Annotated in this window: 13 protein-coding genes and 2 pseudogenes; 5 read left to right on the top strand and 10 right to left on the bottom strand. The window is 57.1% G+C overall.

Features of this window, described 5'->3' with window-relative positions:
* The first annotated feature begins 44 nt into the window (after nt 1-44).
* From BMZ32_RS10865 to BMZ32_RS10850, 4 genes are read left to right on the top strand one after another with little or no spacing between them, the layout of a single operon-like run.
* A complete protein-coding gene (locus BMZ32_RS10865; protein ID WP_090241983.1) occupies nt 45-353 on the top strand; it encodes a PepSY domain-containing protein in 309 nt (102 codons plus the stop codon).
* The gene (locus BMZ32_RS10860; RefSeq protein ID WP_090241982.1) at nt 353-670 is read left to right on the top strand and encodes a PepSY domain-containing protein; all 318 of its coding nucleotides are present in this window, start codon (nt 353-355) and stop codon (nt 668-670) included. The genes BMZ32_RS10865 and BMZ32_RS10860 overlap by 1 nt, the downstream gene beginning before the upstream one ends.
* Nucleotides 671-1,339, top strand: a complete 669-nt coding sequence (locus BMZ32_RS10855; protein ID WP_090241981.1) for a response regulator transcription factor — start codon at nt 671-673, stop codon at nt 1,337-1,339.
* A complete protein-coding gene (locus BMZ32_RS10850; protein ID WP_090241980.1) occupies nt 1,336-2,655 on the top strand; it encodes a sensor histidine kinase in 1,320 nt (439 codons plus the stop codon). The genes BMZ32_RS10855 and BMZ32_RS10850 overlap by 4 nt, the downstream gene beginning before the upstream one ends.
* A 27-nt stretch (nt 2,656-2,682) precedes the next feature.
* Here the strand turns inward: BMZ32_RS10850 and BMZ32_RS10845 are convergent, their stop codons facing one another.
* The 3 genes and pseudogenes from BMZ32_RS10845 to BMZ32_RS19800 all read right to left on the bottom strand — a co-directional run.
* On the bottom strand, nt 2,683-3,279 hold the full coding sequence (locus BMZ32_RS10845; RefSeq protein ID WP_090241979.1) for an NADPH-dependent FMN reductase: 597 nt from the start codon (nt 3,277-3,279) through the stop codon (nt 2,683-2,685).
* A gap of 83 nt (nt 3,280-3,362) precedes the next feature.
* Nucleotides 3,363-3,875 (bottom strand): annotated as a pseudogene (locus BMZ32_RS19805) (methyl-accepting chemotaxis protein); the annotation flags it as partial.
* Between the two features lie 345 nt (nt 3,876-4,220).
* Nucleotides 4,221-5,288, bottom strand: a pseudogene (locus BMZ32_RS19800) (methyl-accepting chemotaxis protein); the annotation flags it as partial.
* Between the two features lie 494 nt (nt 5,289-5,782).
* Between BMZ32_RS19800 and BMZ32_RS10835 the strand changes: the two are divergent.
* Nucleotides 5,783-7,102: a Na+/H+ antiporter family protein gene (locus tag BMZ32_RS10835; RefSeq protein ID WP_090241977.1), complete on the top strand. Its 1,320-nt coding sequence runs from the start codon at nt 5,783-5,785 to the stop codon at nt 7,100-7,102.
* A gap of 418 nt (nt 7,103-7,520) precedes the next feature.
* On the opposite strand, the gene BMZ32_RS10830 is transcribed toward BMZ32_RS10835, so the two are convergent.
* The 7 genes from BMZ32_RS10830 to BMZ32_RS10800 form a co-directional block, all read right to left on the bottom strand.
* Nucleotides 7,521-9,116 (bottom strand): isocitrate lyase, encoded by a 1,596-nt coding sequence (locus BMZ32_RS10830; RefSeq protein WP_090241976.1) that lies wholly within the window; start codon nt 9,114-9,116, stop codon nt 7,521-7,523.
* 615 nt (nt 9,117-9,731) lie between these two features.
* Complete coding sequence (locus tag BMZ32_RS10825) at nt 9,732-10,541, bottom strand: secretin N-terminal domain-containing protein (RefSeq protein ID WP_090241975.1); 810 nt, start codon at nt 10,539-10,541, stop codon at nt 9,732-9,734.
* Nucleotides 10,538-11,179, bottom strand: a complete 642-nt coding sequence (locus BMZ32_RS10820) for a DUF7931 domain-containing protein (RefSeq protein WP_090241974.1) — start codon at nt 11,177-11,179, stop codon at nt 10,538-10,540. Before BMZ32_RS10820 ends, BMZ32_RS10825 begins: the two co-directional genes overlap by 4 nt.
* 8 nt (nt 11,180-11,187) lie before the next feature.
* Nucleotides 11,188-11,613, bottom strand: coding sequence for a GNAT family N-acetyltransferase (locus BMZ32_RS10815; RefSeq protein ID WP_090241973.1), 426 nt, complete (start codon nt 11,611-11,613; stop codon nt 11,188-11,190).
* On the bottom strand, nt 11,606-12,772 hold the full coding sequence (locus BMZ32_RS10810; protein ID WP_090241972.1) for a ribosomal protein uL16 3-hydroxylase: 1,167 nt from the start codon (nt 12,770-12,772) through the stop codon (nt 11,606-11,608). Before BMZ32_RS10810 ends, BMZ32_RS10815 begins: the two co-directional genes overlap by 8 nt.
* A 78-nt stretch (nt 12,773-12,850) precedes the next feature.
* Complete coding sequence (gene purB / locus BMZ32_RS10805; RefSeq protein ID WP_090241971.1) at nt 12,851-14,221, bottom strand: adenylosuccinate lyase; 1,371 nt, start codon at nt 14,219-14,221, stop codon at nt 12,851-12,853.
* A gap of 87 nt (nt 14,222-14,308) precedes the next feature.
* Nucleotides 14,309-15,169 carry a DMT family transporter gene (locus BMZ32_RS10800; RefSeq protein ID WP_244153956.1) on the bottom strand — a complete coding sequence of 287 codons (861 nt, stop codon included), beginning with the start codon at nt 15,167-15,169 and terminating at the stop codon, nt 14,309-14,311.

Here is a 15,169-nt window from a genome sequence, read left to right as displayed (position 1 = left end):
TACCGTGAACTTCACAGAACGACAACGTGACAAGGAACTTGAACATGCAAATATTAACTACCGTATTTGTCGCTGCCGCCCTGATGCTAACGGCTGGTCTGGTGCAAGCCCGTGACCTAGGCCCAGATGAAGCCCTCAAACTACGTGACGCCGGCACCATCCAAACCTTCGAGAAACTCAACGCTGCAGCAATAGCCTTGCACCCAGGAAGCAAAACCGAAGACACCGAGCTCGAAGAAGAATACGGTCGGTACATCTACCAGGTTGACGTCCTTGATGCACAAGGCGTGCGCTGGGAAGTCGAACTGGATGCCACTAACGCCCAAGTGCTGAAGAACCAACGAGACAATTGATGACCACTACGGCTTGGCTGACTCGCGCCCTCCTGGCTGTCCTGCTGCTGACATTGGCGCTCAGCATTAGCGCCCGTGATTTGGATCAGGATGAAGCCTTACGCCTGCGCCGTGAGGGGCTGATTATGCCCCTTGAGCAGTTATTGCAAATTGCCTTGCTACGCCACCCTGGCGCCGTTTTGCTGGACGTTGAACTGGAAGAAGAGGACGGCGTGCTGGTCTACGAAGTCGAGCTGTTAACCGAGCAGAACATTGTGCGCGAATTAGAGTTGCACGCTATTACCGCTGAAGTGCTCAAAGACGAGGTCGAGGACTGAATGCGTCTACTGCTAGTTGAAGACCATGTACCCCTGGCTGATGAGCTGCTGGCCAGCTTAAGCCGTCAAGGCTATGCCGTTGACTGGTTGGCCGATGGTCGTGATGCTGCCTATCAGGGCGCGACCGAACCTTATGACCTGATCATTCTTGACCTCGGTCTGCCTGGCAAACCGGGGTTGCAGGTGTTGCAGGAATGGCGCAGCGGGGGGCTGGTTACACCGGTATTAATCCTCACCGCCCGCGGTTCCTGGGCTGAGCGCATCGAAGGGCTCAAGGCCGGTGCGGATGACTACCTGAGTAAACCCTTCCACCCAGAAGAACTGCAACTGCGCATTCAATCACTGTTGCGGCGCTCACGCGGTTTAGCCAACCAGCCGCAGCTGGAAGCAGCGGGTTTGCAGTTGGATGAAGGCCGGCAAACGGTTAAACGACATGATCAAGAAGTACAGCTGACGGCCGCCGAGTTTCGTTTGCTGCGTTACTTTATGCTGCATACCGGACAATTGCTGTCGAAGAGCCACTTGGCGGAGCACCTGTATGACGGGGAGAGCGAACGTGACTCAAATGTCATCGAAGTGTACGTCAACCATCTACGGCGCAAATTGGGACGCGAGATCATCGAAACCCGGCGTGGGCAGGGGTATCGCTTCAGTGGGGATGCTGCTTGAGGTCGATTCAGCGGCGCTTAAGCCTGGGGTTGATCAGCGTATTGCTGATTGTCGGCCTGTTGCTGGCGCAAAGTAGCCTTTGGTTGTTTGACCGTAGCCTGCGCAGTTATTTACAGGCAACTCTGCAGGATGAAACGCAAACTCTTCTGGGCGCGATTGTGCGCGGCCCTAATGGTTTGCAACTGGATGAGCGCCGTCTGAGTGCTGCGTTTAAGCGACCTTATTCTGGTCTGTATTTTCGTATCGATCTGGCTGAGCAAAGTTGGCGTTCACGTTCGCTGTGGGATCGTGAATTGCAGCCGGTTGAGCGCGCTGGACTGCAGGACGCGCTAGCCGACGGTCCGCAAGGCCAGCAGTGGCTGGTGTACCGCGCGGACTATAAGCGCTATGGCCAATCGTTTGTGATGCATGTGGCGCGCGATTACACGCCGATGCTCAAAAGCTTCAACCAGGTACAGAAAATTTTCCTGGGGTTGGGTGGCGGCGCGCTGGTGTTAATTCTGTTGCTGCAGCGATTGATCGTCAGCCGCGCGTTGCGTACGCTGGAGCAGATCCGCCTGCAGATTATCCAACTGCAGCATGGCCAGCGCAGTCAGCTCGACCAGCAGGTACCGCTTGAATTGGAACCTTTAGTGGCGCAGGTCAACCACCTGCTGGCGCATACCGAAGATACCCTTAAACGTTCACGCCACGCCCTGGGCAACCTCGGCCATGCCTTGAAAACGCCGCTTGCAGTACTGGTCAGCCTAGCTGCACGTGAAGAACTCAAGCCGTTACCCGAATTACGCGAAAGCTTAAGTGGTCAACTGCAACAGATCGAGCAGCGCATCGCCCGCGAACTAGGTCGCGCACGCCTGGCTGGCGAAGTATTACCTGGCGCACATTTCGATTGTACCCGTGAGCTGCCAGCGCTTTTCTCAACGCTGGTCATGATTCATGGCAAATACCTGAAACTAGATTGGCGGGCTGACCCTGAGCTGCGTCTACCATGGGACCGCGAAGACTTGTTGGAACTGCTGGGCAACCTGCTGGATAACGCCTGTAAATGGGCCGACAGCCAGGTGCAGCTGCAGATCAGCCGGCAGGTGCACGGTTATCAATTACTGATTGATGACGACGGGCCGGGTATCGACGCCGCGCAACGTGAAGAGGTGCTCGAACGCGGCAGCAGGCTGGATGAGCACGTTGCGGGTCATGGTCTGGGCTTAGGCATCGTGCGCGATATCGTCGATGCCTGGGCCGGACAGGTGCAGTTGGCGCAAAGCCCCTTGGGCGGTTTACAGGTTAGGGTTACGTTGCCGTTGAAGCGCACCTGAGGCCGTCAGATACGCCCGACGCAAGCTTCACATGCCGTTGGCAAACTCCGGATTGCTCATGTCGATGCTGGCGCGCACAGGCTGCAGGGCGTGTGCGTACTTGACCAGAACATCCAGCGCATAATCGATGCGCGCATGCAGCCGCTGATCGTCTTCGCTACTCGGTGCTGGGGTGTTCAGTACCCTTTCGACGTTACGTACGATCAGGTGTTCAGGTAGGTAGCAAAGGCGGCAGTTCTTATAGCTGGAGGCGCGCAATTCGCTGATTGGGTACGCTCCGCCAATGCCCGCCGAAACGCCCACTAGCAGTCCAGGCTTGTGCGCCAGTTCAGCCTTGCTGGCATAGATAAAGAAGTTCTTGATAGCCGGGCAAGCCATGCCGTTCCACTCCGGGGAGAGAATAACCAGCGCATCGGCGGCGGCTAGTTGCTTGCTGTAAAGCCCCCAGGGGCCATTATCTTCACCTGGCCACAGCGGCAATGGCGCAAGACCGAGATCAATGACCTTACTTTTCGTATCGTCGGTATGCCCTAGCTGAATAAGACGCTGGCGCAAGAAGCGGGCGACCTTACCCGATTGACTGTTATTGCGGCTGGAGCCGGCCACTAAAGCGATATTGAGCATCCTGCACCTCTTTAATGTTGGTCATAAATGAACACCCAGGCTAGCGATTGCCAGCCTGGGTCACAAGGGCGCAACCCGTCTGATTAGACGCGAAACTGATCCATCAGGCTCTGCTGATGGTTGGCCAGTGTGTTCAGGCCCTGGCTGATTTTTGCCGATTCATCGGCCTGGGAGGATATTGACTCAGTGACATCACGGATCGACGCTACGTTACGGTTGATTTCCTCGGCCACCGAACTCTGCTCTTCGGCAGCGCTGGCAATCTGTAGGTTCATATCAGTAATCACACTGACGGCCTGACTGATGCGTTGCAGCACGGCTACAGCTTTTTCGACCTGCTCGACGCTGCCCTGGGCCTGACGATGGCTGCTGTGCATGGTGCTGACCACTTCCTTGGTGCCGCTTTGCAGGCCTTCGATCACCTGGCGAATTTCCTCGACTGAATCCTGCGTGCGTTTGGCCAGGTTGCGCACTTCATCGGCAACCACGGCAAAGCCGCGCCCGGCTTCACCGGCGCGGGCGGCTTCTATCGCCGCGTTTAGCGCCAGCAGGTTGGTCTGTTCGGCAATCGAGCGGATGACCTCAAGCACCGAGCCGATTTTCTCGCTGCTATCCGCCAGGCCTTCGACTTCCTGCATGGCGACGTTCATTTCATTGGCCAGCAACTCGATACTTGAGGTGGTCTTACCGATCACATCCATCCCTTCACGGCTGGCTTGGTCGGCGGTACGCGCAGCTTCGGCTGCCTGGGCGGCGTTGTGTGCAACATCTTGCGCGGTGGCGCTCATTTCTTGGAACGCGGTGGCCACCTGATCAACCTCGCGGTATTGCTGCTGCATACCATCGCTGGTTTGGCTGGCGATCAGCGCTGATTGGTCGGCCTTGCTGCGGGCGTCTTGAACGCTGTGTTTAACGTCGGCAATGATTGGCTGCAGCTTGTCGAGGAAGCGGTTGAACCAGCTGGCCAGTTCGCCCAGCTCATCCTTCTTTGCATATTCCAGGCGGCGCGTCAGATCACCTTCACCGCTGGCAATATCTTTCAACATCGCCGCGACGCCCAAGATAGGCCGGGTTACGCCCAAGGCCGTCAACCAAATAAGTAGAATACCGACGATCCCCGCTGCCAGACCCAGGCCTAGGGAAATGGCGGTGCTGCGCGTGCCCATTTTATCCATCTCAGCCTCTAGCTGAGTTGCTCGCGCGAGCAGCACCTCCTCAGGCACCTCCATCAGCACGCCCCAGGGTTGCGATTCAGGAATCGGCAAAATCGGCTGCAGGACCTGCAGGTTGCCATTGTGGTGCAACACCTCTGGGCGATTGTTGGCCACCATGCGCAGCATTTCGCCCTGCTGATCGCTAAAGGCTTTTTCCAGCTTGCCACCGAGCAGGCTGCTATCACGACTGTGTGCGGCCATTAAGCCGGCGGGGCTGATAATGCTGACATGGCCTGCACCATCAAATAGATCCTGATGGGCGGTGTTACTTAGTTCTTGCAAGCTGGCAAGGCCTATATCCACCCCGAGCACACCAATGACTTTGCCGGCCTGTTCGAGGGGGAAGGCAATGCTGGTCATCAGGGTTTTCACCCCATCGGTGTCATCGATATAAGGGTCGAGCAGGCAAACTTTCTTCTGTTGAATCGGGCAGGTGTACCAGGCGTTGTAGGGCGCACCGCTAATACCCGGGGTTGTGTCGTTGAGGTTTTCTTCGGTCATGGTCTCGGAGACCAAATCACCACTCTCACCTTGTGCCCAATAAATCGAGAAGCGCCCTTTATCGTTACTGCCAAGACTTTCCTGATCAGCGAACAGCTCATCCTTGCCGTCCAAGGCGTTCGGCTCGAAGGCCACGTAGACGCCGAGCAAACTGCGGTTGGCCTCTAGAGCGCTGCGCACTTGTCGGGTCAGGTCTTCGCGAAGATCGAAGGCATCAAGAAAGCGTTTTTCCGCCTGTTCACGAATAAACAGCACCTGAGTGGCGGCACTGCGCCCGTATTGGTAGGCATCCATAAAGTAGCGCTGCATATGCAGTGCCTGCGACTCACCGCGGGCCGCCATGCGCAATTGCGCGGAGTCTTGCAGCATGGCCGAGCTGGCCTGCTTGACCAGGCTGGCACTGCGTGAGGCCTGAATCACCGAGGCCGAAACCAATACGGCAACGATGGCCAGCAAGCACAAGCCCGCCAGCAGGGTGATCTTCAACTGGATAGAGAGTCGGCTGAACAGCATTTTCAGGACCTTTTATGACGGAGGCTTAGAGCGCCTATCGGCGCTTAGGCACTTTTCTTTAAGTTTTACATTAACTAAAGCACAGCAAGTTACAGGCCAGTACAGCCTTTTGGCGCCCAGGGTAATCGAATTAGCTACACCGCGTATAAAATAATTTACAGCTGTTTTGACAGCTCGTTCAGCATTGTGCAGAGTACGCGCCCTTCGCCACGCCGGCGCAGCATCCGTCGAAGGTTGAAACCTTTGCGGACCTATTTAAAAGCGGGAGTAAATCGATGAACGCAGTCGTTGCGGCAGTGGGGATCATGCTGATCCTCAGCTTGTGCCGCGTGCATGTGGTTGTAGCTTTAATAGTGGGTGCACTAGCAGGTGGCCTGCTCGGTGGTTTGGGTCTTGAGGGTTCGCTGACGGCCTTTCACAATGGCCTAGGCGGCGGTGCGAAGGTGGCATTGTCCTACGCCTTGCTGGGTGCCTTTGCCGTGGCGATTGCCAAATCTGGCTTGGCCCACGCGTTGGCAGACAAAGCCTTGGCGATGGTTGGTAAACAGGACACTAAAAGTGCCGGGCTGCTCAAGTGGCTGTTGATCGCTCTACTCCTTGTTGTGGCGATTTCTTCGCAGAACATCCTGCCGATTCATATCGCCTTTATCCCGTTACTGGTGCCGCCGCTGCTGTATGTATTGAGCAAGCTGCAGCTCGACCGCCGCTTGATCGCCTGTGTGTTGACGTTTGGTTTGATCACGCCCTACATGTTTTTGCCGGTAGGTTTTGGCGGTATTTTCCTCAATGACATCCTCCTGGCCAATGTGGCCAGTGGCGGCGTTGATACCAGCGGCTTGCAAGTGACCAAAGCTATGGCAATCCCCGCGCTGGGAATGCTCTGTGGTTTGCTGATCGCCGTACTGTTCAGCTACCGCAAAAAGCGCGTTTATGACCTGAGCAAGATAGAGCAGGCCGAGCGCGTGGATGTGGCCTACAACCCGTTGAGCCTGCTGGTGGCTGGCGCGGCGATTGCGGCAGCCTTTGTTGTGCAGCTGTGGTTGGACTCGATGATCATTGGCGCGCTGGTTGGCTTCATTATCTTCTCGGTATCAGGCGTGGTGCGCTGGAAAGAGGCAGACGGCCTGTTTACCGAGGGCATGAAGATGATGGCCATGATCGGCTTTATCATGATCGCTGCGGCCGGATTTGCCGAAGTGATGAAAGCCACTGGCGACGTCAAAAGTCTGGTCGAAAGCGCGGCTGAGCTGATTGGCCACGACAAGGCTCTGGGCGCGCTGCTGATGCTGCTGGTCGGTCTGTTGGTGACCATGGGCATCGGCTCATCGTTCTCTACCATACCTATTATCGCCGCGATTTTCGTACCGCTGGGGCTACAGTTGGGCTTCAGCCCACTGGCCATTTTGTGCATCGTTGGCACCGCAGGCGCGCTTGGCGACGCTGGCTCGCCCGCGTCTGATTCGACCTTGGGCCCAACTGCCGGTCTCAACGTCGACGGTCAACACAATCATATCTGGGACAGCGTGGTGCCGACCTTCCTGCACTACAACCTGCCACTGCTGGTATTCGGTTGGGTCGCTGCCATGGTGCTTTGACCGAGCGCTTATCCGCTGTGTTACAGCGTCAGGCTCTTAGTCTTTAAATGGGGCTACCGATAAATCGGTAGCCCCATTTTTATTTGCGCTGACAGTGGCCAGTGTTGGCCTGCTGACCCCCTGCGTGAGCCATCAACCTCGCAGCTGTCAGCTCGCAGCAACTTGCATGGGCGACTCTCAGGCTCATCGTAGGCCTAGCCAGCAGCGCCATCCCTTATACCGTGCGCCTGCTGTGGGGTTATAGCGATGGCATACCGGCCTCAGCGCTACTGGCAGTTTTCACGTGGCAGCAGTGAGGCAGGTTGATGTTGAATGGGGTAAAACCGCACGCATAAAAAAACCCCAGCATTTCTGCTGGGGTTTTTTCTACACACTCAACCTTGATCGTGGCCTCAGCTGAGTGTGAGTGAACCGGTTCTTAGCTGAACTGATTCATGGTGTTGTCTTTACCGCCGGCCTTCAGAGCCGCTTCGCCAGCGAAGTACTCTTTGTGCGCATCGCCCAGGTCGGAACCGGACATGTTCTGGTGCTTAACGCAGGCGATACCTTGACGGATCTCCTCGCGCTGAACGCCTTTCACGTAGGCCAGCATGCCCTGGTCAGCGAAGTATCCTTTGGCCAAGTTGTCGGTTGACAGCGCGGCGGTGTGGTAAGTCGGCAGGGTGATCAGGTGGTGGAAGATACCGGCCTGAGCAGAAGCGTCGCGCTGGAAGGTGCGGATGCTTTCGTCTGCAATCTGAGCCAGTTCGGTGGTGTCGTAATCAACACTCATCAGCTTGGCGCGGTCGTAAGCGGAAACGTCTTTACCGGCGGCAGCGAGGTTGTCGTAAGCCTGCTGACGGAAGTTCAGGGTCCAGTTGAACGATGGGCTGTTGTTGTAAACCAGCTTGGCGTTCGGGATGGTTTTACGGATTTCGTTAACCATTTCTGCGATCTGGCCGACGTGTGGCTTCTCGGTTTCGATCCACAGCATATCAGCGCCGTTCTGCAGCGAGGTGATGCTGTCCAGTACGCAACGCGCTTCGCCGGTGCCAGCGCGGAACTGGAACAGGTTGGAAGGCAGACGCTTAGGACGCAGCAGCTTACCGCCACGGTTGATTACAACGTCGCCGTTCTGCATGTCAGCAGCAGAGACTTCTTCGCAATCAAGGAAGGAGTTGTACTGGTCGCCCAGATCGCCAGGCTCTTTAGTCACGGCGATTTGCTTGGTCAGGCCAGCACCCAGGGAGTCGGTACGTGCAACGATCACGCCGTTGTCGATGCCCAGCTCAAGGAACGCGTAACGAACAGCGTTGATCTTGGCGATAAAGTCGGCGTGAGGAACGGTTACTTTACCGTCCTGGTGACCGCACTGCTTCTCGTCAGATACCTGGTTTTCGATCTGGATGCAGCAAGCGCCTGCTTCGATCATGCGCTTGGCCAACAGATAGGTGGCTTCTGGGTTACCGAAACCAGCGTCGATGTCAGCGATAATTGGCACTACGTGGGTTTCGTAGTTGTCGATCTGGTTCTGCAGGTCAGCGGCTTTGGCGTTGTCGCCAGCAGCGCGGGCAGCGTCTAGCGCGGAGAACAGCAGGTCCAGTTCGCGGGCATCAGCCTGGCGCAGGAAGGTGTACAGCTCTTCGATCAGGCCGGAAACCGAAGTTTTCTCGTGCATGGACTGGTCTGGCAGCGGACCGAAATCCGAACGCAGAGCAGCAACCATCCAGCCCGACAGGTAGAGGTAGCGCTTGTTGGTGGTCTTCAGGTGCTTCTTGATCGAAATCAGCTTCTGCTGACCGATGAAGCCGTGCCAGCAACCCAGCGACTGCGTGTAAACGGAGGAGTCAGCGTCGTACTCGACCATGTCTTTACGCATGATGTCAGCAGTGTACTGAGCGATTTCCAGACCGGTTTTGAAGCGGTTCTGAGCGCGCATACGGGCCACGGACTCAGGGTCAATGGCGCTCCAGCTGCTGCCTGCAGCAGCTTTAAGGGCGGCAACGGCTTTGATGTCGTTTTGATAAGCTGACATGGTCAATCCTTCAAAGTATGTGTTTGGTTGAGCACCGACTTCCCCACTGCACACCTGTGTAGCCGGAGGTCGTTGTAGCCAACTGCAGAACGTTGAGATATCGACGTGAGGCGGAATTGATCCGGGAGGAGGGTGACGAGCTGACAGTGCGCTGGCTTCAGTGGTTGCAAATGACTAAGTCATTTGGCGTTTAGCGGATCAAAGATGCCGTTAGACGACTCAACTTACTGTGCTCGATGCGTGCTGCGGCTTAACGCTTCCCCGTCCCTCAGGACAACTTCGTTCCAGTCGCAATCTCATCGAACGGCCTTGTGGGCTTTACAACGCAAATCGGCTCTCACGGTAAGTTGGAGCGCGATTCGGAGGGCTTTTCAGCACCTCTGATTAGCGGGAGCGGGGCCATCATGCCTTCGCCCAAAGGCTTCGTCAATTATTTTGTAGTGCTTTTTGTGTGACTACTACATAAATCTACAGGCGACTGATAAGTCAGCGTATATGGCTCTATTCGGCGGATCGCAGCGTTTATCTCGGTGCCTGGAGCGTTCTTTGCCAGCAAGGGTGGAGCGGCCTGATGACCACAAGCAACAAGCACTGTTGCTTGTGGGTTCGGAAGGGTCAGTTGACTACGTCGACTTTGACGCGAATGCTCATGTCTTCACGTCCTTGGGTTGAGCGATGCTGGAGGAAGTCAGCCTGACTGCCTTGGCTCTGCTCGCTAACGCCACCAATGTTGATCCATTCGCCCAGGCGACCGATGACTCGCGTATCAGTGCTTTGCACATCAATAGCGCCGGGTTGTGACTGGCTAAGGCGGTCACGGTTACTGCTGATATTGATATGCACACGCTCACCGCTGAGGCTGGCGGTGACGTAGAAACCGCGGGTGACATTGCGGTACTGGGTGTTGCTGTAAGGCTGGCCGTACGCATCACGCCCGCGAGTGGTTAGTGGCACGCTCTGACCGACTTGAATCAGCGCGGGATAACCCTCAGTGGCCTGCACCTGCTGAGTACCACCGCTGCGGCTATCGGTACTGCGGCGAATGATGCGCACCTGATCGCGGCCGTTGATTTCACCCTGGCCGATCTGAATTTCAGCATTGCCAGCGCTGATACTGCCATCTGCCTTATAACCACGGTCGCTTTGGTAACCAGACTCATCGCTGTCGACACTGATCAGCAGACGCCGCGGTTCCGTGTCGAGTTGCAGCAGCAGCGCGCGCACCTCGGCAATTTTCGCTGGTTCGGCATTGACGATAAGTTGATTGCCATAAGCATTGACCTTGCCCTCTTGGCCGAGTGTCGACTGCACCACGTCCAGCACTTCGTCGGCCGTACGGAAGCTAAGCGGGATGACTTCGGTAGCAGCACTCAGCGACAGGCTGCAACTGAACAGCGCAGCGGCGAGCAGGGCACGAACCTTCATAGCAGAAAACTCCGTAAATCAGCGTCAGTAATGCTGGTGTCCCAGGCTTGATCAAACTGTGCGCGTCGTTGGCGGTTGCGGCCAGGGTCTTGGTACAGCGCATAGCCGCTGGCTTGGCCAACTTCGGGCAGTAACAGTACACCGCGGTCATCGGCCAGGAGAAACGCCAGCGCCTCATTAGGGTAATCCGGGTGCAGTTTGCGGATCTGCAGGTTGCTCGACAGCCGGCGCGAAAGGCTGAGCAGACGGTGACCTTCCTTCACGGGGCGGCTGGGATCACGCAACAAAATACGCAGCTGATTACGCGGGCTGGCTAAAAGAAAACGGGTGCAGGCGTCTTGTACGCTGCTGTGGTGATACAACCAAGGCTCTAGGTCATGGCTATAGATGCACAGGCTGCGCTGGGCTTGCTGCAGCATGGCCAATGCATGAGCGCGGGCTTGCTCAGGCTGGCTGAAGCGTTCCAGCGTCGGGTGTGCGCCGAGCATAAACGGCGCCGGCTCTGCTCGCGGGCTATCCGAGCTGTGGCTGGCAGGATTATGCACAGCAAAACGCCCCGGTGATTGAAACTCGATAGCAGGAAGCTCTATGGGCTCGGTGCGTTCGGTTGGTTCACTCGGGGCGTTTTCGTCGTTCATATTGGCCTCTAGGCGCTGCTACGCACCATATCCACGTGGGGGATGCCAGCTTCAAGGTATTCACCGCTGACGATGGCAAACCCGAGCTTTTCATAAAAGGCGGTGGCATGCACTTGGGCGCTGAGGATTTGTTGCGTCAGACCGCGCTGTTCCGCTGTTTCGATTACAGCCTGGATCAGCGCTACACCGACGTTCAGACCGCGCCAGTCCTTGAGTACCGATACCCGACCAATATGGCCGTCCGGCAGCAGACGCGCCGTACCGATTGGGTAGTCACCTTCCAGGGCAAGGAAATGCGCAGCATCAGCATCTTCGGCATCCCATTCGAGCTCGGGTGGCACCGCTTGTTCCGCAATAAACACAGTTTCACGAATGCGCCGCAGGTCAGCGTTATCCTTTTGCCAGTCGGCTAAGCGAACGTGTATCTCACTCATCAGCAAACTCCAAGCTGCCTTGCTTGACCAGTTCAACCAGCAGGTTACGCCCTTCATCATTGGCGAGCCACGGGCCTAGGTTGTCGATATGCAGGGCGTCGGCTGCGCACACCAGCTTCAGCAGGTCACGCAGGCTGGCTGAAAACAAGCGGCTCTGGCCGCTGGCAAACAACACCAGATCGTCGCCGACTTCTGACCAGGCCATGCGTGCGCTGGGGTTACGGATCATCACGGCGCCATCTTCCAGGCTGGCGAGGAACGCTTCTTCGTCGATCTCGATACCGGCGATCAGCTCTGGATAACGCGGCTCAGTCATAAACTGGCCGAACCAGGTCATTAACAGGCGCTCATCGCTCATGTGCTCAGTGAGTAGGGCTTTGAGGCGGTCCAAGGCGTCGCGTTGAATCTGCGTCGGGTCGCTGGTCGGCTGTGCGTCGGCGTCGCTGTAGCGCTCTTCATCGGGCAGGAACTGGCCGAGAAAGTCAGTGAAATGGGTCAGAACTTCAGCGGCGCTTGGCGCACGGAAGCCTACGGAATACGTCATACAGTCATCCTCAGCGGTACCACAGTGGGCCAGAAGCGGCGGCAGGTAGAGCATGTCGCCGGGTTCCAGCACCCATTCTTCAGTTTTAACGAATTCAGCGAGGATCTTCAGATCCGCGTGTTGCAGCATCGGGCTATCGGAATCGCACACCTGGCCAACCTGCCAGCGCCGCGTGCCAAAGCCTTGCAGCAGAAATACATCGTAATTATCGAAATGCGGGCCCACCCCGCCGCCAGGTGCGGCAAAGCTGACCATCACATCGTCGATGCGCCACTTGGGCAGAAATTTGAATTCTTCCAGCAGTTCAGCCACTTCTGGGACGAACTGATCGACAGCCTGCACCAGCAGGGTCCAGTCGCGCTCCGGCAGCTCGGCGAAGGCATCTTCCGCGAAAGGGCCACGACGCAGCTCCCAGGGGCGCTCGCCGTGCTCGATGACCAGGCGCGATTCGATTTCCTCTTCCAGCGCTAAGCCGGCCAGTTCATCCGGGGAGATTGGACTCTCGAAACCTGGGATGGCCTGGCGGACCAGCAAGGGTTTTTTCTGCCAGTAGTCGCGCATGAACTCGCGCGCAGTCAGGCCGCCCAGCAGTTGAAGTGGAGTATCAGAATTCATCGCTAAGCCCTTGAAGTAATTGAATACCCATAAATAAAAACGCCCGGCGCAGCCGGGCGTCTGGGTGGCTGTTGCTATTTAGATGCGCTTTGCCTGGGCGACTGCGTTGCCAATGTAATTAGCAGGGGTCAGCAGCTTGAGTTCGGCCTTAGCGGCGGCGGGCATGTCCAGGCCGTCAATAAAGGTTTGCAGCGCTTCTGAGCTGATGCCTTTGCCACGGGTCAGCTCTTTGAGCTTCTCGTAGGGGTTCTCGATAGCATAGCGGCGCATTACCGTTTGGATCGGCTCAGCGAGGACTTCCCAGCATGCATCCAGGTCAGCGGCGATACGGGCTTCGTTCAGCTCCAGCTTACTGATGCCCTTGAGGCTGGCCTCGTAGGCGATCACGCTGTGGGCGAAACCCACGCCGAGGTTGCGCAGCACGGTGGAGTCGGTCAGGTCACGCTGCCAGCGCGAGATTGGCAGCTTGCTAGCCAGGTGCTGGAACAGTGCGTTGGCGATACCCAGGTTGCCTTCGGAGTTCTCGAAGTCGATCGGGTTGACCTTGTGCGGCATCGTCGAGGAACCGATTTCGCCGGCAATGGTGCGCTGCTTGAAATAGCCCAGGGAGATGTAGCCCCAGATATCGCGATCGAAGTCGATCAGGATGGTATTGAAGCGCGCGATGCCATCGAACAGCTCGGCGATGTAGTCGTGCGGCTCGATCTGTGTGGTGTAAGGGTTGAACTGCAAACCCAAATCACCTTCGATGAACTGCTTGGCGTTGGCCTCCCAGTCGATCTGCGGGTAGGCCGACAGGTGAGCGTTGTAGTTGCCTACGGCGCCGTTGATCTTGCCCAGCAATGGCACGGCGGCCACTTGGGCAATCTGCCGCTCCAGGCGATAGACAACGTTGGCCAATTCTTTACCCAAGGTAGTCGGTGAGGCCGGCTGACCGTGGGTGCGCGAGAGCATTGGTACGTCGGCGAACTTCACCGCCAGCTCACGGATGGCTTCGGCGGTCTGGCGCATCAGCGGCAGCAACACGTCATCACGACCCGCGCGCAGCATCAGGGCGTGGGACAGGTTGTTGATGTCCTCGCTGGTGCAGGCGAAGTGGATGAACTCACTGACCTTGTCCAGCTCAGGCAGCTTGGCCGCTTGTTCCTTGAGCAGGTACTCCACGGCTTTAACGTCGTGGTTGGTGGTGCGCTCAATTTCTTTGACGCGCTCAGCATGCTCAACGGCGAAGTTATCCGCCAGTTCGTTGAGGATGGCCTGTGCTTCGGCGGAGAAGGGCGCAACCTCGGTCACACCTTCGTGGGCGGCGAGGCGTTGTAGCCAGCGCACTTCAACCATCACACGGAAACGGATCAGGCCGTATTCGCTGAAAATAGGGCGCAGAGCGCTGGTTTTGCCGGCGTAACGGCCATCAACGGGGGAAACCGCGGTGAGCGAGGAAAGCTGCATGGGGAGGCGTTCTCGGACAATCGGGCATTGAAAAGGGCGCATATCATACATGAAATCGCCGGCTAAATTGTGCTTGCTTGCTACCGTTCAGCCGCGTTTGCGCCGCGTAATGGATAACAGGCTGGCACTGAAAATCAGTGCTGCGCCAAACAGTGAGGTCAGGTCAGGGGTTTCGCCCCAACGCAGCCAGGCAATCACTCCGGCAAATACGATCGCCAAGTAGGCAAAGGGGCCGATTAGGCCAGGCGGTGCCAGGCCGTAAGCCTTGGACATAATGATTTGACTGGCAGTGGCCAGTAGGCCGATCACCAGTAACAGCTGCAGTTCATGCTGGTCCATGGGTTGCCATGCCCAAGTCAAAGGGATAGCGGAGATCAGCGCACTGAACAATGAGAAGTAGAAGACGATACGAAAGGCTGGCTCGGTGTCGCTCATTTCACGAATCGAGACAAAGGCGAATGCGGCTAGGATACTGGCGGCGAAGCCTATCAATGCTTGGCTGTCCAGCAGTGCGGCAGATGGTTTGGCCACCAGCAGCACTCCAATAAAACCAATACCGGCGGTCAGTAGCATGCGCTTAGTCAGCGGTTCTTTTAGCCACCACCAGGCGATTATTGGAGTAAACACCGGTGCTGAGTAAGTGAATAGCATGGCGTCGGCTAGAGGCAGGTGGGCAATGGCATAGAAGAAGCAATACATCGCGGCCAGGCCATAGGTGGTGCGCCACAGGTGCGATTTTAAGCGCGTGGTCTTAAGCGGTTGCACGCCCCTGAGCAGGATCAGCGGCAGAAAGAACAGCACGCCGACCAGGTTGCGAAAGAACACCACCGACTCGTTGTTGACGCTGACGGAGACCTCGCGGATAGCGACCCCCATCAGCGAAAACAGCAGCGCCGAAAGCGCCAGCAATGCCGCGCCTTGTAAAGGCTTGACCAGGCGCGTGGTCAT

It is taken from the genome of Pseudomonas guineae (genome assembly GCF_900113745.1).
In the GTDB taxonomy this organism is placed as follows: Bacteria; Pseudomonadota; Gammaproteobacteria; order Pseudomonadales; family Pseudomonadaceae; genus Aquipseudomonas; species Aquipseudomonas guineae.
The sequence above is the reverse complement of the archived record's forward strand: the minus strand, read 5'-3'. Positions and strand labels throughout refer to the sequence as shown.